The following is a 21,838-nucleotide window of genomic DNA, read 5'->3' as shown; positions in this document are numbered from 1 at the left end:
GCTTACTTGCCCTTCGGCTCGTCTTCGTCTTCGACGACCTCGGCGTCGACCACGTCGTCGTCGTTGTTCGACGTCGACTCGGTCGGCTCCCCCTGCTCGCCGGCAGGCGCCGCGGCGTCGGCCTGTGCAGAAGCATAGATGGCCTGGCCGAGCTTCTGCTGGCTCTCGTTGAGCTTGTCGAACGCGGTCTTCACGGCCCCGTCGTCCTCACCCGCGAGCGCGGTCTTGAGGGCGTCGACATCGGCCTGCACGTCGTTCTTCACGTCGTCGGGCAGCTTGTCGGCGTTGTCCTTGATGAGCTTGTCGGTCGAGTACGCGAGCGTCTCGGCTTGGTTGCGCACCTCGGCGGCCTCGCGGCGCGCCTTGTCCTCGGCGGCGTGCTCCTCGGCCTCGCGCACCATGCGCTCGATGTCCTCCTTGGGCAGCGACGAGCCGCCCGTGATGGTCATCGACTGCTCCTTGCCGGTGCCCTTGTCCTTCGCCGAGACGTGCACGATGCCGTTCGCGTCGATGTCGAAGGTGACCTCCACCTGCGGGATGCCGCGGGGGGCCGGGGCGATGCCGGTGAGCTCGAAGGTGCCCAGGTTCTTGTTGTCGCGGGTGAACTCGCGCTCGCCCTGGAAGACCTGGATGGCGACCGACGGCTGGTTGTCGTCGGCGGTCGTGAAGGTCTCGCTGCGCTTGGTCGGGATCGCGGTGTTGCGCTCGATCAGCTTCGTCATGATGCCGCCCTTGGTCTCGATGCCGAGGGACAGCGGGGTGACGTCGATGAGCAGCACGTCCTTGCGCTCACCCTTCAGCACGCCGGCCTGGAGGGCGGCGCCGACGGCGACGACCTCATCGGGGTTGACGCCCTTGTTCGGGTCTTTTCCACCGGTGAGCTTCTTGACGAGCTCGACCACGGCGGGCATACGGGTCGATCCACCGACGAGCACCACGTGGGCGATGTCGTTGACCGACACACCGGCCTCGGCGATCACGTCGCGGAAGGGCTTCTCGGTGCGGGCGAGCAGGTCGCTCGTCAGCTCCTCGAACTTGGCGCGGGTGAGGGTGGCGTCGAGGTTGGCGGGGCCGTTCTCGGTGAGCGAGAGGTAGGGCAGCGTGATGCTGGCCGACATGCCCGAGGAGAGCTCCTTCTTGGCCTGCTCCGCGGCCTCCTTGAGGCGCTGCAGGGCGATCTTGTCCTTCGAGACGTCGACGCCCGTGGTGTCCTTGAACTGCTTGATCAGGTACTCGACGACCCGCTGGTCCCAGTCGTCGCCGCCGAGGCGGTTGTCGCCCGAGGTGGAGCGCACCTGGATGGTCGAGAAGTCGTCGTCCTTGCCCACTTCGAGCAGCGAGACGTCGAACGTTCCGCCACCGAGGTCGAAGACGAGGATGAGCTCGTCCTCCTTGCCCTTGTCGAGGCCGTAGGCCAGGGCGGCCGCGGTGGGCTCGTTGATGATGCGCAGCACGTTCAGGCCCGCGATCTCGCCGGCCTCCTTCGTGGCCTGGCGCTCCGAGTCGTTGAAGTACGCGGGCACCGTGATGACGGCGTCGGTGACGGTGTCGCCCAGGTACGACTCGGCGTCGCGCTTGAGCTTGCCCAGGATGCGGGCCGAGATCTCCTGCGGCGTGAGCTTCTTGCCGTCGATGTCGGCCTTCCAGTCGGTGCCGATGTGGCGCTTCACGCTGGAGATGGTGCGGTCGACGTTGGTGACGGCCTGGCGCTTCGCGGTCTCACCGACGAGCACCTCCCCGTCTTTGGCGAACGCGACGACGGAGGGCGTGGTGCGGAAGCCCTCCGCGTTGGCGATGACGGTGGGCTCTCCACCCTCGAGCACGGCGACCACCGAGTTGGTGGTACCGAGGTCGATTCCTACTGCACGAGCCATGTGGCTGTTCTCCTTCTGTCGGTAGTGCTGAATACTGAAAGCCTGTGAGGCTTGAGCCTCGTGTGCTCAAGTTTTCCACCCGCGCCATCCGGCGTCAAGTCCGGGTGCCAAAACTTGAGTGCATACGACTCAACTCTCAGTGGTCCCTCAGTATTCCCCGGCGTCAGGCTGCCGGTCCGGCGATCAGGGTGACGTCCACGGTGCCACTGGTTCCGGATGCGGTGGTCACCGCGAGCGACACCGTCTCGCCGGGCTCCATTCCGCCGAGCACCGCGGTCAGCTCCTCCGCCGAGGCCACCGCCGTGCCGTTCACCGCGGTGATGACGTCGCCGGCGGTGAGACCCGCGGATGCGGCGGGGGTGCCCTCGATCACCGAGGCGACGCCCGCTCCGGCGCCCGTGCCCGTGTCGGCCACGCCGATGCCGAGGAAGCCCGGGTAGCCGATCTCGACGGTGGCGGTGTCGGCGCCGGCCTCGATCTGGGCGACGATGTCGAGCGCATCCTGGATCGGGATCGCGAAGCCGGTGATGTCGGACGTGCCCGAGGAGGCCGCGGTGTCGATGCCCACGACCTCGCCGTCGGCGTCGAGCAGCGGGCCGCCGGAGTCGCCCGAGACGATGTCGGCGTCGACCTGGATCAGCCCGTCGAGGGTCTCGCCCGAGATGCCGTACTCGCTCTGCGTGGTGATGGTCTGCTCGAGCGCCGCGACGGTGCCGGCCGCGGCCACGAGGTCGCCCGTGCCCTGGGCGTTGCCGACGGCCGTGACCGCGTCGCCCGCCGCGAGGGTGCCGGAGGTGTCGAGGGCGGCCGTCGTGAGGCCGCTCGCGCCGTCGAGCTGCAGCACGGCGATGTCGTTCGTCTTGTCGGTGCCGACGACGGTGGCGGAGTAGTTCTCGCCCGTCAGCTCGTCGGTCACCTGGATGCTCGTGGAGCCCTCGATCACGTGGTTGTTCGTGAGGATCATCCAGTCGGAGGTCAGCACGATGCCCGTGCCGGCCGACTGGGCGCCCTGGTAGCCGAGGTCGGAGACGATGGTCACGACGCCGGCGGTCTGGGCGGCGGAGGCGGCGACCGCCGAGGTCTGGGTGCCGGTCGAGGCGCCCGAGGACGAGCCCGTCCCGCGCCCGTACGGCGACGGGTAGCCCGAGCCCGGCAGCTGCGTCGACGGCAGCTCGACGACGGTCGACGACGTGCCCGTCTGGGTCGAGGCGGCCGTCGCGGCGGCGAGGCCGGAGGCGTACGAGGCGCCCCCGACGATCAGCAGGGTGGCGGCGCCGAACGCGGCGAGGCTCGAGACGATGGCGACGCGTCCGCGCCGGCTCCGCCGCCGGGCGGCGCGGTTGGTGAGAACGGGGAAGGGCGGGAGATCACGGGGGGCGTTGTCGGTCATGCCTCCATTCCACGGCGGCCGCCCGAGGGCCGGCTTCGACCCGGCTAAGAGCTTCTTATGACCGGGGTGCGGCGCGAGCATCCTGAGCCGTTTCACGCCACCGCCTGTTCACCGGCCGGCAGTACGGTAGCCCCATGACCGACGGCGCACCCCTGACAGAGACGTCCCCGGCCGCGGTGCGGCCCCAGCGTCGGCACGTGCTCGCCTGGGGGCTGTGGGACTGGGGCTCGGCCTCGTTCAACGCCGTGATCACGACCTTCGTGTTCACCGTCTACCTCACCAGCGACGCGTTCGGCGGCGAGACCGCGGTGTCGGCCCAGCTCGGCATCGCCATGACGATCGCGGGCGTGCTGGTGGCCCTGCTCGCGCCCATCACCGGTCAGCGCAGCGACCGGCGCGGCCGTCGCAAGCTCTGGCTCGCGGTCAACACCTACATCGTGGTGCTGCTGTCGGCGCTGATGTTCTTCGTGGCGCCCGACGCCTCGTTCCTCTGGCTCGGGCTCATCCTGCTCGCGGTCGGCACGATCTTCTTCGAGTTCGCCTCGGTGAACTACAACGCGATGCTCTCGCAGGTGTCGACGAAAGCGACGGTCGGCAAGGTCTCGGGCCTGGGATGGGGGCTCGGCTACGTCGGCGGCATCGTGCTGCTGCTGTTCGTCTACTTCGGCTTCATCGAGCCGATCGGCGGCTCGGCGCTGTTCGGCGTGCCCTCGACCGACGGCCTGCCGGTGCGCGTGACGGTGCTGGTCTCGGCGATCTGGTTCGGCGTCTTCGCGCTGCCCGTGCTGCTGACGGTTCCCGAGAACCGGCCGGTGGCGGATGCCCGGGCCGCCGAGCCCCGCGTGGGCATCGTCGAGTCGTACCGCATCCTGTTCCGGCACATCCGCACGCTCTATCGCGAAGACCGGCAGACCGCGTACTTCCTGATCGCGAGCGCCGTCTTCCGGGACGGCCTGACGGGCGTGTTCACCTTCGGTGGCGTGCTCGCCGCCGGATCGTTCGGCTTCACCTCGGGCGAGGTGATCATCTTCGCCATCGCGGCGAACGTGGTGGCCGGGGTGTCGACGATCCTGGTGGGGCTGCTCGACGACCGCTTCGGGCCGAAGCCCGTCATCGTCACGGCACTGGTGGGGCTGCTGGTCTGCGCGGCGTGCGTGTTCGCGCTGCACGACGGCGGGCAGGTCGTGTTCTGGACCTTCGGGCTCGCCCTCTGCGCCTTCGTCGGCCCGGCGCAGTCGGCGAGCCGCTCGTTCCTGTCGCGGCGCATCCCGGCCGGGCGGGAGGGCGAGCTCTTCGGGCTCTACGCCACCACCGGGCGGGCCGCGTCGTTCCTGGCTCCGGCGATGTTCACGGTGTTCATCGGCATCGGCGCCGCCGTGAGCCCCGCCGGGGCGAACGTGCAGTACTGGGGCATCGCGGGGATCGCGCTGGTGCTGCTCGCGGGGCTGCTGCTGCTCATCCCGGTGCGCTCCCGCGCGTAGCCGCGGCCGGGTCGGGTCTGGTCGGGTCGGGCCCGCGCCGCGGTGAGGCCGTGGTCAGGACGCGGGGAGGGTGCCGAGCCAGAGGCCGAGGGTCGCGACCGCGACCGACGCCACGAGCATCCCGAGCCCGTTGGCCAGGGCGGCGCCCGGGCGGCGCAGCTGCAGCAGCCGAACCGTCTCGAAGCTCGCGGTGCTGAACGTCGTGTAACCGCCGAGCAGCCCCGTTCCGAGCACGAGCAGCCACTCGTCCGAGACGAGCCGGGACAGCGCGAGGCCGGTCAGCAGCCCGAGCAGGAACGACCCCGTCACGTTGATGATCGTCACCCCGACGGGATAGCTCGAGCGGATGCGCGCCCGCACCACCCCGTCCAGGACGAAGCGCAGCGCCGCGCCGACACCCCCGGCCGCCGCCACGGCGAGGAACAGCAGCGGCGTCACCGCGGATCTCCCGACGCGTCGGAGTCGACGGGCATCCGGTCGCGGCCCTCTGGACTGCCGAGGGCCGCGCCCAGGGCGATGCCGCCCCAGCTCGCGAGGGCCCCGAGGAGCACGGTCGCGAGGCCGTAGGCGAGGGCCAGCGCGAGGCCGCCCGAGGTCAGCAGCACGGCGCTGTCGGAGGACAGCGCGCTGTAGGTCGTGAACCCGCCGAGCACCCCGGTTCCGACGAACAGGCGCAGCGTGCGCCGCCGCCCCGTGTCGGCGCCGCGCGCGGTGAGCGCCTGCAGCAGCATCCCGAGCACGAAGGCGCCCACGATGTTGATGCCGAAGATCGCCACGGGGAACCCGCCGACCGGATGCACGACCAGCGCGATCCCGGCCCGCAGCGCCGTGCCCACGGCTCCCCCGGCGGCCACGAGGGCCACCGGCCCGGCCCGGAGGTGGTCGGCCCGTCGCGCTCTCGTCACGCGCTCAGGCTACTCCGACCTCCGCGCCGGCCCGGTCGCCCCGGCCGCCGTCTCAGGCGCTGGGACGCCGCCTCAGAACGACCGCCAGCACCACGACGACCGCGACGAGCAGCAGCACGGCCGCACCGACACCGACGAGCACGAGCGGCAGCGCGGAGGTGCCGTCGGCCGCAGCGGCCTCGGGTGTCGCCGTGGCCGCGGGCGACGAATCCGGTGCCACCGGCTCGGCGTCGGCCGTCTCGCTCGCTGACGCACTCGGTGCGGCCGACGTCGGTGCGGCCGACGTCGGCGCCGCCGCCACGGGCCCCTGGTAGTCGAAGGTGTACTCCCCCGACACCGGATGCCCGTCCGACGACACGGTCTGCCAGATCACCGTGTACGAGCCCACCGTGGTCGGTGCCACAGCGATGCCGAGCGTGCTGTCGACGATCGACACCTCCCCGCTGGAGACGGTGGCCCCGGCCGGGTCATTCACCTGGATCGCGATGCCGGCCCCCAGCTCGGTCAGCGGCGGCTCGTTGAACGTCAGCGACACCTCGCTCAGTGCCTCGCTGACCGTCGTGTCGGCGGCCGGTGTGGTCGACACGAGGAAGTCGTGGGCGGATGCGGCCGAGCCGCCCGCCACGAGCCCCGCCAGGCCGAGCCCGGCCGCGAGCACCCCCGCCGCCAGACCGCGCACCAGGCGCCTCATCGGCCGGCCGTCCCGGCTCCCGCGGCACCGGACGCCGACGGGCGCCGGCGCACGAGGGCGACGCCCGCCAGCACCAGGGCAGCCGCTCCCAGCACGAAGCCGCCGATGCCGAACCCGAGGCCGAGGGCCCCGAGGTCGTCCGGTCCCGACCCGGAGGCCGATGCCGAACCCGATCCCGACCCGTCCGAGCCCGCCGTCATCGGGGCCATCCCCGCGTGCTCGTCCACCGGCGGGGCGTCGTTCACGTACAGCACGGGCGCCGGGTGCTCCTGCTCCGAGCCGTCGTCGCCGAGCGGCTCGTCCCAGTCCACGACCGAGCCGTCCGAGTAGCCCTGGTGCGCGGGCAGCGCGATCGACCCCGTGTCGGGCACCGGTCCGACCGAGATCGGGAAGAGCTGGAACTCCCCGTCGCCGATGCCCTCGCCGGTCGCGGTCCAGGTGACCGAGACCGGCGCCTGGGTGATGGTGGCGTCGCCGACCTCGATCGGCTCGGGCAGCGCGGCCTCGGTGACCTCGGCGGTCCAGCCGGGCACGGGCTGGTAGCTGACGCTGGTGAAGGGGGCGTCCGTCGGCAGGTCGACCGTGAGCGAGGTGGTGCTCGCCGTGGCCGACTCGTTCGGCACCTTGAAGGTGAGGGTGGTGTAGCCGCCGGGAGAGGCCTGTCCGGGGTCGACGCGCACGTGCGCGCTGGCCGAGAGCGGCGCCGCGATCGCGAGGGCGAGGGCGGCGAGACCCGAGAGGGTCGCGATTCCGGTCGTGCGGGCACGCCGGGAAGTGGTCTGAGTCGTCATGGTTCCGATTCCGTTCGAAGTGGTGAGGGGTCGCGTGAGCGCGCGCACCCGCACCGTCCGAACCCGGCCGGGCTCAGAACGAGGGATGCGCGGCGAGCGCCCGCGGCGGCCCCCGGTGCCCGAGGCTGCCGAGCGCGAGCATCCACTCCTTCAGGGCGGGCCCGACCGCGACGCTGAACTGCCTCAGCCGGTGGATCTCGGGTGAATTCTCGGTGACCGCCGAGTGCAGCACCGCGGCCAGCCGGGCGAGCGTCGCCCCGGCGACCCGTCCGGCGAGCACCCGCACGGGCTCCCAGACACGGTGCCGGCCGAGCGCCACGAGCCGCCGCGCGACGAGCTCGCCGCGGGCCAGCACGAGCACCGTCAGCACGGCCGCGACCGCGTGCGAGGCCCACATCCAGCCCGAGGTGTGGGCGTGCGCGGGGGCGGCGGCGAGGGAGTCCTGCAGGGCATCCGGAACCAGGGTCGAGACCGGCCGACCGTGGTGGTGGGCCGTCGCCACGGCGAGCCCCGACCCCGTGCCGCTGCCGACCGCGAAGAGCAGGTGGAAGGCGAACTGGCTGATCAGAACCGCGATCGCCAGGCGCGGCACCGAGAGTCGGCGGCCGGCGAGACCGACGCACACGAGGGCGGCGAAGGCTGCGGCGAGCGCCGCTCCGGCCTGCCCGGGCGCCCCGCCCCCGGCCGCCACGTGCGAGAGAGCTGCGAGGAACAGGGCGATCGAGGCGGCCGCGAGACCGCGCGCGGCCCTCGTCGTCCTGCTCGTCATCCGGCCCGTCCTCCCGCGTGCGCGAGGGGCGCCGCACCCTCGATCTTAAGTCGTGAAACGAACTGAGCCGCACGCCGCTTGACTTAACTTCTGACAGACGAGAAGTTAGACGAACTAGATACATGGCGTTAAAGCCGACGAAAGTCAACCCCCCTTGTCCCCATTAGGGGGCACAGGCGGAGGCGGGCTAGCCTGCCGATACGACCGGGATGAACGCACTGCACCGCACGGCTCGGTTGCAGTCGCAGTGCAAGCGAAGTAGTCGAAGTAGTTACGGAGATGAAGATGTCACGCTCAACAGTCACGACCGCACCGGAGATCGACGAGGCCGAGCCGCAGGCACGGCTGAGCGACATCCGAGGGGCTTCCGAAGACCCCGTGAAGGACTACCTGCGCCAGATCGGGCGCACCGCCCTTCTCACCGCCGAGGACGAGGTCGACCTCGGCCGCCGCATCGAGGTCGGCGTCATCGCCGACGCGAAGCTCGCCGAGAACCCCGTCATCGACGCCACCCTGAAGCGCGAGCTGCAGTACCTGGCCCGCGACGGCCAGGCCGCCAAGCGCCAGCTCATCCAGGCGAACCTCCGTCTCGTGGTCTCGATCGCCAAGCGCTACCTCGAGCGCGGCCTGCCCTTCCTCGACCTGATCCAGGAGGGCAACATCGGCCTCGTGCGGGCCGTCGAGAAGTTCGACTACCAGGCCGGCTTCAAGTTCTCGACCTACGGCTCCTGGTGGATCAAGCAGTCCATCAACCGGGCCCTCGCCGACAGCGGCCGCATCATCCGCATCCCGGTGCACACCTCGGAGAAGATCTCCTCGATCACCCGCATGCAGCGCCGGCTGATGATCGAGCTGGGCCGCGAGCCCTCCATCGACGAGGTGGCCGCCGCGGTCGACCTGCCGCCCGCCAAGGTGCAGGAGCTCATCCGCCACGGTCGCGACACGGTCTCGATCCACACCCCCGTCGGAGACGACGACGCCGAGCTCGGCGACCTGATCGAGGACACCACGCAGGCCCAGCCGTTCGACGCCGCCGCCGCCACGCTGCAGCACCACGACCTCTCGGTCGCGCTGGCCACCCTGCCTCCCCGTGAGGCCCGGGTCGTCTGCATGCGCTTCGGTCTCGACGGCGAGGACCCGATGTCGTTCGACCAGATCGGCGACGTGCTCGGCGTCTCGCGCGAGCGCGCCCGCCAGATCCAGCGCCGCGCGCTCGGCATGCTGCGCGACGAGGCCCTGCACGACTACTTGATCGCCTGACGCCCGCCGTCACCCGGTCGCATCTCCTCTGACGCCCGTCCCTCCGGGGGCGGGCGTCAGCCGTGTTCGGGGCCAGACTGGATGGAATGACCTCACACGACGCCCGCCCGCCCCTCGATCTCGTTCGGGTGCGGGGCGCCCGCGAGCACAACCTGCAGGGCGTCGACGTCGATCTCCCCCGTGACGCCCTCGTCGCGTTCACGGGGGTCTCGGGGTCGGGCAAGAGCTCGCTCGCCTTCGGCACGCTCTACGCCGAGGCCCAGCGCCGCTACTTCGAGTCGGTCGCACCGTACGCCCGCCGGCTGATCGACCAGGTCGGCGTGGCCGACGTCGACTCGATCGAAGGCCTCCCTCCCGCCGTGGCGCTGCCGCAGCAGCGGTCGGGAGGCAGTGCCCGCTCGACGGTGGGCAGCGCCACGACCATCTCCAGCGTGGTGCGCATGCTCTTCTCCCGGGTGGGCAGCTATCCCTCCGGCGCGCCGATGCTCTTCGCCGAGGACTTCTCGCCCAACACGGTGCAGGGCGCCTGCCCCACCTGCCACGGCATCGGCCGCGTGTTCGACGTGCCGCTCGAGTTGATGGTGCCCGACGACTCGCTGAGCATCCGTGACGGCGCCCTGGCCGCCTGGCCCACCGCCTGGCACGGCAAGCAGCTGCGCGACAGCCTGATCTCGCTCGGCTACGACGTCGACGTGCCGTGGCGGGAGCTCTCGGAGGAGCAGCGCGACTGGGCGCTGTTCACCGACGAGTCGCCGCAGGTGCCCATCTTCACCGACCGCTCGCCGGCCGAGGTGCGGAAGGCCGTCGCCGCCGGCCGGTCACCCCGGTACATGAGCACCTTCCTCGGGGTGCGGCGCTACGTGCTCGACACCTTCGCCAACTCCAAGAGCGCCCGGATGCGCGAGCGCGCGTCCACGTTCCTGCGAAGTGTGCTCTGCCCGAGCTGCGGCGGGCGGCGGCTGAAGCCCGAGGCCCTGGCCGTGACCTTCGAGGGGCGCACGATCACGGATCTCGTGGCCCTGCCGCTCGACGAGGTGGCCGAGCTGATGGCCGCGGCCCTGGAGCCCACGTGGGAGCCCCTCGGTGCGGGTGCGGGTGCGGGTGCGGGTGCGGGCGAGGCCGGGCCGCTCCCTCCCGAGAAGCGCCTGGCCGCCCAGCGGCTGGTGGGCGAGCTGCTCGCCCGGCTCTCCCCCATCACCGACCTCGGTCTCGGCTACCTCTCGCTCGACCGCACCACGATCACCCTCTCCTCGGGCGAGCTGCAGCGGATGCGCCTGGCCACCCAGGTGCTCTCCCAGCTGTTCGGCGTGGTGTTCGTGCTCGACGAGCCGTCGGCGGGGCTGCACCCGGCCGACACGACGGCCCTGCTCGGCATCCTGCGCCGGCTGCGGGACAGCGGGAACACGGTCTTCTTCGTCGAGCACTCGCTCGACGTGATCCGCGAGGCCGACTGGATCGTCGACATCGGTCCGGGTGCGGGGGCGACGGGCGGGCGGGTGGTCTACTCGGGCGGGCTCGAGGGGCTCCGCGACGTGGACGAGTCGGTCACGCGCCGGTACCTCTTCGCCGAGGGCGCCGGCTCGGCCGGAGCGCCGGCCCGGGCATCCGCCGGTCGCGACACGGGCACCCGAATGGAGTTCACTGACGTGACCCGGAACAACATCGCGGGGCTGTCGGTGTCGTTCCCGCTCGGCTGCCTGACGGCGGTGACGGGGGTCTCGGGGTCGGGCAAGTCGACGCTCGTGAACCAGGCGGTGCCCGAGCTGCTGCGCGCGAGCCTGTCCAGCGAGGTCGACGAGCGGGACTCCGGCACCGAGACAACGGTCGAGGATCCGGCCGCCGACGCGCTCCTGCTCACCCCCTCCCCCGTCGCCACCGCGGGGCGCGCCTCCGGGCCGGCGGATCGGCTGCGGCGCATCGTGCAGGTCAGCCAGAAGCCGATCGGCCGCACGCCGCGGTCGAACGTGGCGACGTACACGGGGCTGTTCGATCGCATCCGCACCCTGTTCGCGGCGACCCCGGAGGCGAAGAGGCGGCGCTACGCCGCGAGCCGCTTCTCGTTCAACCTGCCGAGCGGCCGGTGCCCGACGTGCAAGGGGGAGGGCACCATGGAGGTCGAGCTGCTCTTCCTGCCCACGGTGCACGCGCCCTGCAGCACCTGCCACGGCGCGCGGTACAACGACGAGACGCTCGAGATCCGGTTCGAGGGCGCGACGATCGCCGAGGTGCTCGGGCTCAGTGTCAGCCAAGCCCGCGAGCTGTTCGCGGGAGACGCCGAGGCGGTGCGCCACCTGGACGCCCTGCTCGACGTGGGGCTCGGCTACGTCGCCCTCGGGCAGCCGGCCACCGAGCTCTCGGGCGGCGAGGCGCAGCGCGTGAAGCTCGCGTCCGAGCTCCGGCGGGTGCAGCGCGGAGACACGCTGTACCTGCTCGACGAGCCGACGTCGGGGCTGCATCCCGCCGACACCGACCGCCTGCTGGAGCATCTGCAGCGGCTGGTCGACGGCGGCAACACGGTGATCATGGTGGAGCACGACATGCGGGTGGTGGCGCAGGCCGACTGGGTGATCGACCTCGGCCCGGGTGCCGGGGACGCCGGCGGCGAGGTGATGGCCGAGGGCACGCCGCGCGAGGTCGCCCGGGCGGAGGGGAGCGTCACGGCGCCGTTCCTCGCGGCCGCCCTTCCCGGCGACTGACCGCCCGCACCACGAGCCGCCCGCCGAGCCCCAGCACGACCACCGCGGCCCCCGCGACGACCGAGGGCACGGGCAGCGTCAGAACGAGCAGCACGCAGCCCACCGCGCCGAGCACCTGGAGGGCGCGCGGGTACCGCCGCGCATCCGGAGCCTGGGTGAACGCCGCCGCATTCGCGACGAAGTAGTAGAGCAGCACCCCGAACGACGAGAAGCCGATCGCCCCGCGCAGGTCGACCGTCAGCACGATCAGCACCACCACCGCGCCCAGCACGAGCTCGGCCCGCCGAGGCACCCGGTACAGCGGATGCACGGCCGCGAGCCCCCGCGGCAGGTCGCCCTCGCGCGCCATCGCCAGCGCGGTGCGGCCCACCCCCGCCACCAGCGCGAGCAGAGCCCCGAGGCACGCGAGCGCGGCGCCGACGCGCACGACCGGCGCCGCCCAGTCCCACCCGTTCGCGCGCACCACGGCCACGAGCGGATCCGCCTGACCCGCCAGTCCGGCCGACCCGAGCGCCCCGAGGGCGACCGCGGCGATCACGGCGTAGAGCACGAGCGCGATGCCGAAGGCGAGGGCGATCGCGCGCGGGATGGTGCGCGCCGGGTCGCGCACCTCCTCCCCGAGGGTGGCGATGCGCGCGTACCCGGCGAAGGCGAAGAAGAGCAGCCCCGCACCCTGCAGCACGCCGTAGAGGCCGGGCGCGGCGGCCGGGTCGCCCGCCCCCGACGCCTCGACGACGCCGCCGTCACCGCCCACGCTCCCGGCGAGCCCCGACACGGCCACCAGCACCAGCACGGCGATCACCGCCACCACGAGCACCCGAGCCAGCCGCGCGGTGCGGGTGATGCCGAAGGAGTTGACCGCGACCAGCGCCGCCACGGCGAGCGCCGCCACCGGCTGCTGCCAGGCGGGCGGCACGGCGTACGCGGCGAAGGCGAGCGCCATGGCGGCGCAGCTCGCGGTCTTGCCGATCACGAAGCACCAGCCGGCGGCGAAGCCCCACCACTCCCCCAGCCGCTCGCGCCCGTAGACGTAGGTGCCGCCGGCCGAGGGGTACTGCGCGGCGAGCTGGGCCGAGGAGCTCGCGTTGGCGTAGGCCACCACGGCGGCCACGAGCAGGGCGACGAGCAGCAGCGGCCCGGCGGCGCCCGCGGCGGGGGCGAGCGCCGAGAAGATACCGGCGCCGATCATGGCGGCCAGCCCGATCACGACGGCGTCGCCGAGCCCCAGGCGTCGGGCGAGCGGTGCGGAGGCGGTCACGCCCGCACCCTACCCGGCCCCCGTGAACGCCCGACGGCGACCCCGCGCCCATGCCCCGTCAGAGGCGCGGCACCGGCACCAGGCCCGCGATGATCGAGTGGCCGCGCGCCGAGAAGTGGATGCCGTCCGCGTCCACGTCGGGCCGCAGCAGCGAGGGCTGCAGAGGGTCGCGCAGGGCGTAGTCCGCGTCGATCACGCGGTCGATGCCGGGCGGCACGAGCCCGAGCCACGCGTTCCAGTCGAGCCGCGTCTGCTCCTCGGCGGGGCCGAGATCGCGGGGCGGCTCCGTCATCGCGTACACCCGGGCATCCGGCCACAATCGCTTCACCGTCGACACGATCGCCGACCAGTCGCGCTGGATGTCGGCCAGCGGCCGCCCGTGGGCGATGTCGTTCGAGGCCGTCCAGATCGTGACGACGTCGGGGTCGAGCTCGCCGTACTCCTGCCACTTCGCGGAGGCGGGCGCGAACACGGGCGTCTGCGCCCCCGGCGACGCGAAGGTCACGGCGGCCGCGTCGTTCGACAGTGCCCACTGCTGCGGCCAGGCGGTGGCCTGGCCCCGGGTGGGCGAGGCGGCCTCGTCGTAGCTGCCGGGCGCGTTGAGCGAGTGCCCGACGCTCACCAGCACCGGCACGTCGGGATCGACCCGGTACTCGATCCAGACGTCGAAGTAGCCGAGCGACACCGGCTGCCCCACCGCGCCGGCCGCGGCGAAGCGCCCGGAGGCCCCGCCGGTGTCGAGCCACGAGACGCCCGGGGTCGTGGCGAGCGTCGCCCCGGCCGGGGTCGTGAAGCCGAGCCCGAGCAGGTAGCCCGTGTGCGCCTCGAGCGCGAACCGGTCGGGCTCGATCCAGTCGGTGACGATTCCCTCCGCCGCGAGGTTGACCGTGGCCGAGACCTCCACGGGCGTGCCGTCGAACTGGCCGGTCAACCCGGTGACGGATGCTCCGCCCGCCCCGATGGGCGCCGCCAGCTGCTCCCCCACCGCCATGCCGGTGATCGTCACGGGGTCGGTGAACACCTCCTCGGTGTTGAACTGCCAGTTGCGCAGGTGGATGCGGAACGCCGTCGCGTCGGCGCCCAGCTCGAACGGCACCCGCATGCTCGCGTCCAGGCGCGCGGACGGGCTCGGCACGACGTGGTCGATGGTGTGGCCGAAGCTGTAGTCGACGGTGCGCTCCGGGCTCCCGGCCTGGCGCTGCAGCGTCAGCCCCGATGGCCCGGGCCCCTCGGCGACGAGGGTGGGCTCGGGCGCCGGCTCGGAGGCCACCGCCCAGACCGAGACGCCCGTGGCCACCAGCGCGAGGGCGGCGGAGGCCGCGGCGATGCCGATCAGCAGCCGCGGCCGGCGCTCGGCGACCGGTCTGCGTTCCATCCCAGAAGTGTAGGCAGAACCCGCCGGCGCCTACGGACGCAGCACCCAGGTCCAGATCAGGAGCATCGTCACCACGAAGCCGCTGAGGAAGTTGAACCAGAGGAACCGCTTCCAGCCCCGGTTGGCGGTCTCCGCATCCTCGTCGCGCACCGACCAGTACGGCACGACGCTCAGCGCGTAGGGCAGAGCGAGCACCGCGGCGATCGGGCCCGGCCACTCCGAGGCCAGCAGCAGCAGCCCCGCGAGCACGTAGCAGGCGAAGGCGAACCGCACGGTCGCCCGCCCGCCGATGACGGTGGCGATCGAGGAGATGCCGCCCTCGCGGTCGGCCACGATGTCCTGAACCGCCCCGAAGGCATGGCTCGCCACTCCCCAGAGGAAGAAGGCGCCGAGCACCGCCCAGAGCGCCGGGGTGAACACCGCCCCCGCCAGCACGAGGCCGTAGACCAGCGGGCTGACGAAGTGCGTCGACGAGGTGAGCGAGTCGAGGAAGGGCCGCTCCTTGAAGCGCAGACCCTTCATGCTGTACGCGATCACGGCGAACACGCTGATCGCGAGCACCAGCCACGACAGCGGCGACCCCACCGCCACGAGGTACACGAGGAACGGGACGTTCGTGATCACCACGGCCCAGAGCGTGACCTTGTGCAGCGACCGGTCGAGCACCGCGCCCTCGACCCCGCCCTTCCGCGGGTTCCGCAGGTCGGACTCGTAGTCGAAGACGTCGTTGATGCCGTACATCGCGAGGTTGTACGGGATGAGGAAGTAGATCGTGCCGAGCACGAACACGAGGTCGACCTCGCGCGTGGTCATCAGGTAGCCGGCCGCGAACGGGAACGCGGTGTTCACCCACGAGAGCGGGCGCGACGAGACGAGCAGCTGGCGGATCATGCGCGGCTCCTCGTGCCGAGCAGCAGCCAGAGCGAGGGCAGCAGCACGGCGGCGGCGAGCGCGTAGGCGAAGTCCTCGAGCGGTGCGATGCCGATGAAGGCGCCCGAGATGCGTCCTTCGTCGTAGCCCACGAGGCCGATCGCGATCATCACGTTGTCGAACAGCGCGGTGAGCACGAGCAGCAGGCCGGCCGTGAGACCGAACACGCCCAGAAGGCCGCGGCGGGCATCCGGATGCGCGCGCCGGACCACCACGGCGGCGAGCACCGCCACGACCGCCACCACGGCGAGGAACACGGCGTTCAAGGCCCAGTAGGTCATGCCGTCCTCCGCCGCTCGAGCAGGAGCTGCGCCCCCCGGAACACGTTCATCGTCAGGTAGCAGAGCAGGGTGAGGAAGAACAGCTCCTCGACCGGCAGCTCGGGCGCCACCTGCAGCCCGGTCATGAACGACGTCTCGCCGCGGAAGAAGATGCCGAGGCCGATGCCGAACAGGTCCCACACGACGAAGAACAGCACGCCGACCACGAGCACGATCGCGGCCCGGCCGGGCCGGTCGAAGAAGAACAGCCGGAACCGCCGGTCGAGCACGACCATGCCGGTGAGCGACACCAGCAGGGCGGCGAGGTACAGGATGCCCATGCCGGGCGCGCCCTAGAGCGCGAGCGGCTCGGGCAGAGCCGTCGTCGTGGTGTCGCCGTGCAGGCGCTTCAGCACCAGCTCGGCGCTGATCAGGCACATCGGCAGGCCGATGCCGGGCGTCGTCGACCCGCCGGCGTAGTAGAGGCCGTCGACCTTGGTGCTGACGTTGCGCGAGCGGAACATGGCGCTCTGGCGCAGCGTGTGCGCGGGGCCGAGGGCGGTGCCGCGCCAGGCGTTGAGGGTCTCGAGGAAGTCGGCCGGACCGATGGTGCGGCGCACGACGACGCGCTCGGCGAGGTCGGGCACGCCCGCCCAGGTGGCGATCTGCTCGATCACGGCGTCGGCGAGCTCCTCGATGCGGGGGTCGCCGGCACCGTCGACGCCGCCCTTGCCGATCGACGGGTCGGGCGGCAGCGGCACCAGCACGAAGAGGTTCTCGTGGCCTTCGGGCGCGACACCGGGGTCGGTGGCGCTGGGCTTGCAGACGTAGAGCGATGCCGGGTCGGGCACCTCGAGGTCGTCGAAGATCTTGCTGAAGTTCGACTTCCAGTCCTTCGTGAAGAACAGGGTGTGGTGCTCGAGCTCGGGCAGCTCGCCCTTCACGCCGAGCAGCACGAGCAGGGCGCTGGGGCCGGCCGTGCGCTTCTCCCAGTACGACTCGGGGTAGGTCTGCAGCTCGGGCAGCAGCAGGCTGGTCTCGGTGTGCCAGAGGTCGGCGGTCGAGACGACCACGTCGGCCTCGAGCGAGTGGGCGCGGCCCTCCCGGTCGGTGTAGTGCACGCCGCCGACGTGCGGGCGGCCGGCGGCCGGGGCCTTCTCCTCGGCGTCGCCCTCGCGGGCGGGCTCGCCGCCCGGCTCCTCGCCGGCCAGCAGGCGGGCGAGCTGATCGCGGTCGATCACGTCGGTGTCGTACATCGTGGTCTCGTAGTCGAAGGCGTCGACCGGCTGCGGCACGTCGGCCGCGGCCCCGTCGACCGCGGTGACGATGCGCTTCACGTCGGCGCCGGTGACGATCTCGACGCCCTCGGCGCGGGCGATCCGCTCGATCGCGGCGATCACCGTCGTGATGCCGCCCTGCGGGTACAGCACGCCCTCGTCGAGGTCGAGGTGGCTCATCAGGTGATACATGCTCGGAGCGGCATACGGCGAGCTGCCGAGGAAGACGGCCGGGTAGCCGAGCACCTGCACGAGCCGCGGATCCTTCACCGTGCGGCCGGCGAAGGAGTTCAGCGGCTCGGTCAGCAGCCGCAGCAGGCGCGGCAGGCGCTTCAGCACGGGCTTCGCGGTGAAGACGGGGCCGAGCTTCTCGAACGTGGAGTAGAGGAAGTACTCCTTGGCCAGCTCGTAGGTCTGCTGGGCCGAGTCGAGGTAGCCGGCCATGCGCACGCCCGCTCCGGGCTCGAGCGACTCGAACAGCTCGAGGTTCTTGGCGCGGTCGGCCTGCAGGTCGATCGCCTCCTCCTCGCCCTCGAAGTACACGCGGTAGCCGGGGTCGAGCTTGACCAGCTCGAGCTCGGCCTCGGCGGTGGTGCCGAAGAGCTTGAAGAAGTGGTCGAACACCTCGGGCATCAGGTACCAGGAGGGGCCGGTCTCGAAGTGGAAGCCGTCCTTCTCCCAGGTGCCCGCCCGGCCGCCCAGCTCGTCGTTCTTCTCGAGCAGGGTCACCGTGTAGCCGTCACGGGCCAGCAGCGCGGCGCTCGCGAGTCCGCTGATGCCGCCGCCGATCACGAGTGCTGTCTTCGCCGTCACTTGGTCGTGTCTCCCTCGGTGGCCGCTCGGGCCGTGGTGGTCGCGTTCCGTTCGCGGGGCAGTCGCCCCACCGCCGCCGAGAGCGCGAGCCGCGCCTTCACCGGGTTGGGCACGCGGATGCGCGAGGTCGCCAGCACCTCGGCCGGCGTCGCGCGCAGCCGGTCGGTGAGCTCCTCGAACAGGCTCTGCGCGAGCGCGACCGCGCGGCGGCTGCTCGCCGGCAGCCCCGGCAGGCTCGCCCGGGCGATGCGCAGGTCGTCGTCGATGTCGGCGATGATGCGGATCTTCTCGGCCTCGGTGAAGGTGGTCACGTCGATGCCCGGGAAGTAGCTGCGACCGAGCGCACCGAAGTCGGCGGCGAGGTCGCGCAGGAAGTTGATCTTCTGGAAGGCCGCGCCCAGGTGGCGTCCGCCGTCGACCAGCACCGTGTGCTGCGCGGGTGTCACCCGCTCGCCGTGGAGGAAGGCGGCCAGGCACATCAGGCCCACCACCTCGGCCGATCCGTAGACGTAGTCGGCGAACGACTCGGGCGTGTGCCGGCTGGCTGAGATGTCGGCGCGCATCGAGCGGAAGAACGGGGTCGTGAGCTCGTCGCCGAAGCCGGTGCGGCGGGCGGTCAGCACGAAGGCGTGCACGACCAGGTTGGTGCTGTAGCCGCAGCGCAGCGCACTGCAGGTCTCGCGCTCGAGGGCGTCGAGCCGCTCGGTGATCTCGGCGGCGCTCAGCTCGGCCGAGGCCGCGACCCCGTCGACCACCTCGTCGGCGAGGCGCACGAGGGCGTAGATGTTCTCGATGTCCTGGCGCACGGCCGGCGCGAGCAGGCGCGAGGCCAGTCCGAAGGAGGTGGAGTAGCGACGGATGACCACCGAAGCGGTCTCCATGGCGACCTGGTCGTAGAGGCTCGGCCCGGTCATGGCCTCAGCGTACCCGCCCCAGCACCGAGGCGACCACGGGCTGGAACTCCTGGCGGACGGTCTCGGGCAGCGCGTCGGTGACGAGCGCCTCCCAGGCCCGGTTGGCGAAGTCGCGGGCGAGCGCCTCGGCGAAGCGGCGCGATCCGCCCTCCTCGAGCACGGCCCGGATGCGGTCGGCGCCCTCGGCGGTGAGCTCGGGCGAGCCGAAGAGCGGAGCGACCGCCTCCCAGCCCGGCTGGGTCACGGCGTGGGCGAGCAGCACGGTTCGCTTGCCCTCCCGCAGGTCGCCGATCGTCGTCTTGCCGGTGTCGCTCTCGTCGCCGAAGACGCCGAGCAGGTCGTCGACGATCTGGTAGGCGATGCCGATGCTGCGGCCGAACATCCCGAGTGCGTCGACGGCCTCACCGGAGGCGCCCGCCAGCACGGCGCCCGCCTGCAGGGGGCCCTCGAAGGAGTAGCCCGCCGTCTTCAGCCGCTCCATGTCGACGATCTCGTCGACCGTCGGCGGCTCGGCGCGGATGGAGAAGTCGACGTCGTAGAGCTCGCCGGCGGCCGAGACGAACATCGCCTCGTCGAGGATGTCGTGCAGTCGCGTGCGCACCACTCCCTCGGCGCCGGAGCGGTCGAGCAGCCGGTAGCTGTTGAACAGCGCGAGATCGCCCGCGATCACGGCGACGGACATGCCGCGGTGCTCGGCGGTCGGCAGCGGGATGCCCGCCGTCGTGGCGATGTCGCGGTAGCTGCCCGAGACGTTGGGACCGCCGCGCCGCACGAAGTCACGGTCGATCACGTCGTCGTGCACGATCAGGGCGGTGTGCAGCAGCTCGAAGGACGCCCCGACATGGGCCGCCGCGTCGAGGTCGGTGCCGCCGAGGGCCTCGTAGGCCGCCATCACCATGCGGGGCCGGAACAGCTTGCCGCCGGAGGCGTTGCGCTCGAGGGTCTCCCAGAGCGCCGCGTACGGTTCACCGAGTGCCCTGGCACGATAGAGGGAGTCGCTGAAGAACGACGTCAGAACCCGTTCGACGTGCTGCTGCCGGCGTTCCGACACCGCGACCAGATCGTGCGTGTCCACGGCTCAACATTACATGTCTGCCTGGTAATAAAGGAGAATAGCGAAATGACCCGAGTGATCGAACAGGTCGTCCTGCTCTCCGACGACGGCGCTCCCATCGGCGTGGCCGACAAGAGCGCGGTGCACACCGAGCACACGCCGCTGCATCTCGCCTTCTCCTGCCACGTCTTCGACGAGGAGGGGCGCATCCTGGTCACCCGGCGGGCGCTCGGCAAGCTGACCTGGCCGGGTGTCTGGACGAACTCCTTCTGCGGCCACCCCGCCCCGGGCGAGTCGATGACGGATGCGGTGGTGCGGCGGGCCGAGAAGGAGCTCGGTCTCGAGCTCACGGCCCTCGAGCTGGCGCTGCCCGACTTCCGCTACCTCGCGATCGACGCCTCGGGCATCGTGGAGAACGAGATCTGCCCCGTCTTCACGGCGCGGGCCGCGTCGGCCGTGCATCCGAACCCCGACGAGGTCGCCGAGTGGCACTGGGCCGACGCCTCGGAGCTCGGCACCGCGGTCGAGCTGACACCGTGGGCGTTCAGCCCGTGGCTGACCCTCCAGCTGCCGCAGCTGCAGGCCCTGCCGACCCGCTGAGACGCCCCCGGGCTGGGGGGTCCCGGCGACCCCCGCGGGCGGCGGCGCTGTGCGAAGCTGATGCCATGGACGCCCACGAGATCCGCAACTCCTACCTCGCCTTCCTCGAGAAGAACGGGCACACGGTGATCGAGCGGGCACCTCTCGTGCCGCGCGGCGACACCAGCACGCTCTTCAACGGCAGCGGCATGCAGTCCCTGCTGCCCTACCTGCTCGGCGAGCCGCACCCCGCCGGCAACCGCCTGGTCGACTCCCAGCCCTGCGTGCGCGCCCAGGACATCGACGACGTCGGCGACAACCGCCACACCACCTTCTTCGAGATGCTCGGCAACTGGTCGCTCGGCGACTACTTCAAGGAGACGCAGATCCGGCAGTTCTACGCGTTCCTGACCGAGATCGTGGGCCTGGACCCCGAGAACATCTACGTCACCTGCTTCATCGGCGACCAGGCGAACGGCATCCCGCGCGACGACGAGGCCGCGTCGATCTGGGCGCAGGTCTTCGCCGAGAAGGGCGTCTCGAACGGGATCGCCGAGATCGGCTCGCAGGCCGACGGCGACGCCCGCGGCGTGAAGCCCGGCGAGCGCATCTTCTTCTACGACGGCGGCGAGAACTGGTGGTCGCGCGGCGGCTCGCTCGAGGCGACGCCCATCGGCGACCCCTGCGGCCCCGACAGCGAGGTCTTCTACGACTTCGGCGCCGACAAGCAGGACCCCTCCTACGGCCTCGCCCACCCGGCGAGCGACGGCGGCCAGTTCATGGAGATCGGCAACCAGGTCTTCATGCAGTACCAGCGGCTGGCCGACGGCTCCTTCGAGGAGCTCGCGAAGCGCAACGTCGACTTCGGCGGCGGCCTGGAGCGCATCGCCGCGGCCTCGCTCGGCTCGGACGACGTGTTCCGCATCTCGCTGCTCTGGCCCATCGTGCAGAAGCTCGAGGAGCTCACCGGCCGCTCCTACGACGACGAGACAGCCGCGATGCGCATCATCGCCGATCACCTGCGCGGAGCGACCTTCCTCGCGGTCGACGGCGTGCGCCCCTCGAACAAGGAGCAGGGCTACGTGATGCGCCGGCTGCTGCGCCGCGCCATCCGCCTCGCCCTGTCGCTCGGCCTGAGCGAGAACTTCTTCGGCGAGATCGTGCCGGTCATCGCCGACCTCTACGCGGCCGACTACCCCGAGGTCGCGGCCTCCCGCGACGAGGTCGTGGCCGTGCTGGTCAAGGAGGAGAACGCCTTCCGCCGCACGCTGGAGGGCGGACTCGCCGCGCTCGCGCTCTACGGGGGCCAGACGCTGACCGGCACCGAGGTGTTCCGGCTCTCCGACACCCACGGCTTCCCGAAGGAGCTCTCGGTCGAGGAGGCGCGACGCCTCGGCATCGACGTGGCCGAGGACTGGGAGGCGTCGTTCGCCGAGGCGCTCGAGGAGCAGCGGGCGCGCTCGCGCGGCGCGACGCGGCTCGGCGCGGCCGGCCTGCCGGGCGGCGCCGCGAAGTAGGGCC

The 21,838-nt window shown here is 71.8% G+C and carries 20 protein-coding genes; 5 read left to right on the top strand and 15 right to left on the bottom strand.

The features are described from left to right. Positions 1-2: 2 nt before the first annotated feature. Both dnaK and ITJ64_RS07290 read right to left on the bottom strand, forming a co-directional pair. Positions 3-1,874 carry a molecular chaperone DnaK gene (gene dnaK, locus ITJ64_RS07295; protein WP_194680013.1) on the bottom strand — a complete coding sequence of 624 codons (1,872 nt, stop codon included), beginning with the start codon at positions 1,872-1,874 and terminating at the stop codon, positions 3-5. 163 nt (positions 1,875-2,037) lie between these two features. Continuing rightward, positions 2,038-3,264 carry a S1C family serine protease gene (locus ITJ64_RS07290; RefSeq protein WP_194680012.1) on the bottom strand — a complete coding sequence of 409 codons (1,227 nt, stop codon included), beginning with the start codon at positions 3,262-3,264 and terminating at the stop codon, positions 2,038-2,040. 134 nt (positions 3,265-3,398) lie between these two features. Here ITJ64_RS07290 and ITJ64_RS07285 point away from each other — a divergent pair, with 134 nt between their 5' ends. Beyond that, positions 3,399-4,745, top strand: coding sequence for an MFS transporter (locus tag ITJ64_RS07285; protein ID WP_194680011.1), 1,347 nt, complete (start codon positions 3,399-3,401; stop codon positions 4,743-4,745). A gap of 54 nt (positions 4,746-4,799) precedes the next feature. Here the strand turns inward: ITJ64_RS07285 and crcB are convergent, their stop codons facing one another. The 5 genes from crcB to ITJ64_RS07260 form a co-directional block, all read right to left on the bottom strand. Then, entirely contained in the window at positions 4,800-5,183 is a 384-nt protein-coding gene (crcB, locus tag ITJ64_RS07280; protein ID WP_194680010.1) for a fluoride efflux transporter CrcB, read from the bottom strand. Continuing rightward, complete coding sequence (locus tag ITJ64_RS07275; protein WP_194680009.1) at positions 5,180-5,650, bottom strand: CrcB family protein; 471 nt, start codon at positions 5,648-5,650, stop codon at positions 5,180-5,182. Before ITJ64_RS07275 ends, crcB begins: the two co-directional genes overlap by 4 nt. A gap of 52 nt (positions 5,651-5,702) precedes the next feature. Next, positions 5,703-6,341, bottom strand: coding sequence for a copper resistance CopC family protein (locus ITJ64_RS07270; protein WP_194680008.1), 639 nt, complete (start codon positions 6,339-6,341; stop codon positions 5,703-5,705). Next, on the bottom strand, positions 6,338-7,132 hold the full coding sequence (locus ITJ64_RS07265) for a YcnI family protein (protein WP_194680007.1): 795 nt from the start codon (positions 7,130-7,132) through the stop codon (positions 6,338-6,340). The genes ITJ64_RS07270 and ITJ64_RS07265 overlap by 4 nt, the downstream gene beginning before the upstream one ends. A 73-nt stretch (positions 7,133-7,205) precedes the next feature. After that, positions 7,206-7,901, bottom strand: a complete 696-nt coding sequence (locus ITJ64_RS07260) for a hypothetical protein (RefSeq protein ID WP_194680006.1) — start codon at positions 7,899-7,901, stop codon at positions 7,206-7,208. 285 nt (positions 7,902-8,186) lie between these two features. Here ITJ64_RS07260 and ITJ64_RS07255 point away from each other — a divergent pair, with 285 nt between their 5' ends. Together ITJ64_RS07255 and ITJ64_RS07250 are read left to right on the top strand one after the other, a co-directional pair. Then, positions 8,187-9,161 carry a sigma-70 family RNA polymerase sigma factor gene (locus tag ITJ64_RS07255; protein WP_179546851.1) on the top strand — a complete coding sequence of 325 codons (975 nt, stop codon included), beginning with the start codon at positions 8,187-8,189 and terminating at the stop codon, positions 9,159-9,161. An 86-nt stretch (positions 9,162-9,247) separates the two neighbouring features. Then, complete coding sequence (locus tag ITJ64_RS07250) at positions 9,248-11,857, top strand: excinuclease ABC subunit UvrA (RefSeq protein WP_194680005.1); 2,610 nt, start codon at positions 9,248-9,250, stop codon at positions 11,855-11,857. On the opposite strand, the gene ITJ64_RS07245 is transcribed toward ITJ64_RS07250, so the two are convergent. The 8 genes from ITJ64_RS07245 to ITJ64_RS07205 are packed head-to-tail and all read right to left on the bottom strand — an operon-like array spanning position 11,817 to position 19,759. Continuing rightward, positions 11,817-13,115, bottom strand: coding sequence for an APC family permease (locus ITJ64_RS07245; protein WP_194680004.1), 1,299 nt, complete (start codon positions 13,113-13,115; stop codon positions 11,817-11,819). The two genes, ITJ64_RS07250 and ITJ64_RS07245, sit on opposite strands and share 41 nt — an antisense overlap. 58 nt (positions 13,116-13,173) lie before the next feature. Further along, on the bottom strand, positions 13,174-14,490 hold the full coding sequence (locus tag ITJ64_RS07240) for an SGNH/GDSL hydrolase family protein (RefSeq protein ID WP_194680003.1): 1,317 nt from the start codon (positions 14,488-14,490) through the stop codon (positions 13,174-13,176). A 30-nt stretch (positions 14,491-14,520) separates the two neighbouring features. Further along, positions 14,521-15,381 carry a prenyltransferase gene (locus tag ITJ64_RS07235; RefSeq protein WP_194680002.1) on the bottom strand — a complete coding sequence of 287 codons (861 nt, stop codon included), beginning with the start codon at positions 15,379-15,381 and terminating at the stop codon, positions 14,521-14,523. After that, entirely contained in the window at positions 15,378-15,701 is a 324-nt protein-coding gene (locus tag ITJ64_RS07230; RefSeq protein ID WP_194680001.1) for a lycopene cyclase domain-containing protein, read from the bottom strand. Before ITJ64_RS07230 ends, ITJ64_RS07235 begins: the two co-directional genes overlap by 4 nt. Then, positions 15,698-16,021 carry a lycopene cyclase domain-containing protein gene (locus ITJ64_RS07225; protein ID WP_194680000.1) on the bottom strand — a complete coding sequence of 108 codons (324 nt, stop codon included), beginning with the start codon at positions 16,019-16,021 and terminating at the stop codon, positions 15,698-15,700. The genes ITJ64_RS07230 and ITJ64_RS07225 overlap by 4 nt, the downstream gene beginning before the upstream one ends. A gap of 12 nt (positions 16,022-16,033) precedes the next feature. Then, positions 16,034-17,770, bottom strand: coding sequence for a phytoene desaturase family protein (gene crtI, locus ITJ64_RS18865; RefSeq protein ID WP_370545077.1), 1,737 nt, complete (start codon positions 17,768-17,770; stop codon positions 16,034-16,036). Beyond that, a complete protein-coding gene (locus ITJ64_RS07210) occupies positions 17,767-18,684 on the bottom strand; it encodes a squalene/phytoene synthase family protein (RefSeq protein ID WP_194679999.1) in 918 nt (305 codons plus the stop codon). Before ITJ64_RS07210 ends, crtI begins: the two co-directional genes overlap by 4 nt. Positions 18,685-18,688: 4 nt before the next feature. Next, complete coding sequence (locus tag ITJ64_RS07205; RefSeq protein ID WP_370545076.1) at positions 18,689-19,759, bottom strand: polyprenyl synthetase family protein; 1,071 nt, start codon at positions 19,757-19,759, stop codon at positions 18,689-18,691. A gap of 45 nt (positions 19,760-19,804) precedes the next feature. On the opposite strand from ITJ64_RS07205, the gene idi reads away from it, so the two are divergent. Together idi and ITJ64_RS07195 are read left to right on the top strand one after the other, a co-directional pair. After that, positions 19,805-20,338 (top strand): isopentenyl-diphosphate Delta-isomerase, encoded by a 534-nt coding sequence (idi, locus tag ITJ64_RS07200; RefSeq protein ID WP_194679998.1) that lies wholly within the window; start codon positions 19,805-19,807, stop codon positions 20,336-20,338. 65 nt (positions 20,339-20,403) lie between these two features. Next, positions 20,404-21,834, top strand: coding sequence for an alanine--tRNA ligase-related protein (locus ITJ64_RS07195; protein ID WP_194679997.1), 1,431 nt, complete (start codon positions 20,404-20,406; stop codon positions 21,832-21,834). Positions 21,835-21,838: the final 4 nt, after the last annotated feature.

Origin of the sequence: Herbiconiux sp. VKM Ac-1786, from assembly GCF_015350805.1 — a bacterium.
Classification (GTDB): domain Bacteria; phylum Actinomycetota; class Actinomycetes; order Actinomycetales; family Microbacteriaceae; genus Herbiconiux.
The sequence above is the reverse complement of the archived record's forward strand: the minus strand, read 5'-3'. Positions and strand labels throughout refer to the sequence as shown.

Bases quoted from the DNA above. Each gene is read 5' to 3' on its own strand.
- dnaK (WP_194680013.1), bottom strand. From the start codon at position 1,874: ATGGCTCGTGCAGTAGGAATCGACCTCGGTACCACCAACTCGGTGGTC.
- ITJ64_RS07290 (WP_194680012.1), bottom strand. From the start codon at position 3,264: ATGACCGACAACGCCCCCCGTGATCTCCCGCCCTTCCCCGTTCTCACC.
- ITJ64_RS07285 (WP_194680011.1), top strand. From the start codon at position 3,399: ATGACCGACGGCGCACCCCTGACAGAGACGTCCCCGGCCGCGGTGCGG.
- ITJ64_RS07270 (WP_194680008.1), bottom strand. From the start codon at position 6,341: ATGAGGCGCCTGGTGCGCGGTCTGGCGGCGGGGGTGCTCGCGGCCGGG.
- ITJ64_RS07265 (WP_194680007.1), bottom strand. From the start codon at position 7,132: ATGACGACTCAGACCACTTCCCGGCGTGCCCGCACGACCGGAATCGCG.
- ITJ64_RS07260 (WP_194680006.1), bottom strand. From the start codon at position 7,901: ATGACGAGCAGGACGACGAGGGCCGCGCGCGGTCTCGCGGCCGCCTCG.
- ITJ64_RS07255 (WP_179546851.1), top strand. From the start codon at position 8,187: ATGTCACGCTCAACAGTCACGACCGCACCGGAGATCGACGAGGCCGAG.
- ITJ64_RS07250 (WP_194680005.1), top strand. From the start codon at position 9,248: ATGACCTCACACGACGCCCGCCCGCCCCTCGATCTCGTTCGGGTGCGG.
- ITJ64_RS07240 (WP_194680003.1), bottom strand. From the start codon at position 14,490: ATGGAACGCAGACCGGTCGCCGAGCGCCGGCCGCGGCTGCTGATCGGC.
- ITJ64_RS07235 (WP_194680002.1), bottom strand. From the start codon at position 15,381: ATGATCCGCCAGCTGCTCGTCTCGTCGCGCCCGCTCTCGTGGGTGAAC.
- ITJ64_RS07230 (WP_194680001.1), bottom strand. From the start codon at position 15,701: ATGACCTACTGGGCCTTGAACGCCGTGTTCCTCGCCGTGGTGGCGGTC.
- ITJ64_RS07225 (WP_194680000.1), bottom strand. From the start codon at position 16,021: ATGGGCATCCTGTACCTCGCCGCCCTGCTGGTGTCGCTCACCGGCATG.
- ITJ64_RS07210 (WP_194679999.1), bottom strand. From the start codon at position 18,684: ATGACCGGGCCGAGCCTCTACGACCAGGTCGCCATGGAGACCGCTTCG.
- idi (WP_194679998.1), top strand. From the start codon at position 19,805: ATGACCCGAGTGATCGAACAGGTCGTCCTGCTCTCCGACGACGGCGCT.
- ITJ64_RS07195 (WP_194679997.1), top strand. From the start codon at position 20,404: ATGGACGCCCACGAGATCCGCAACTCCTACCTCGCCTTCCTCGAGAAG.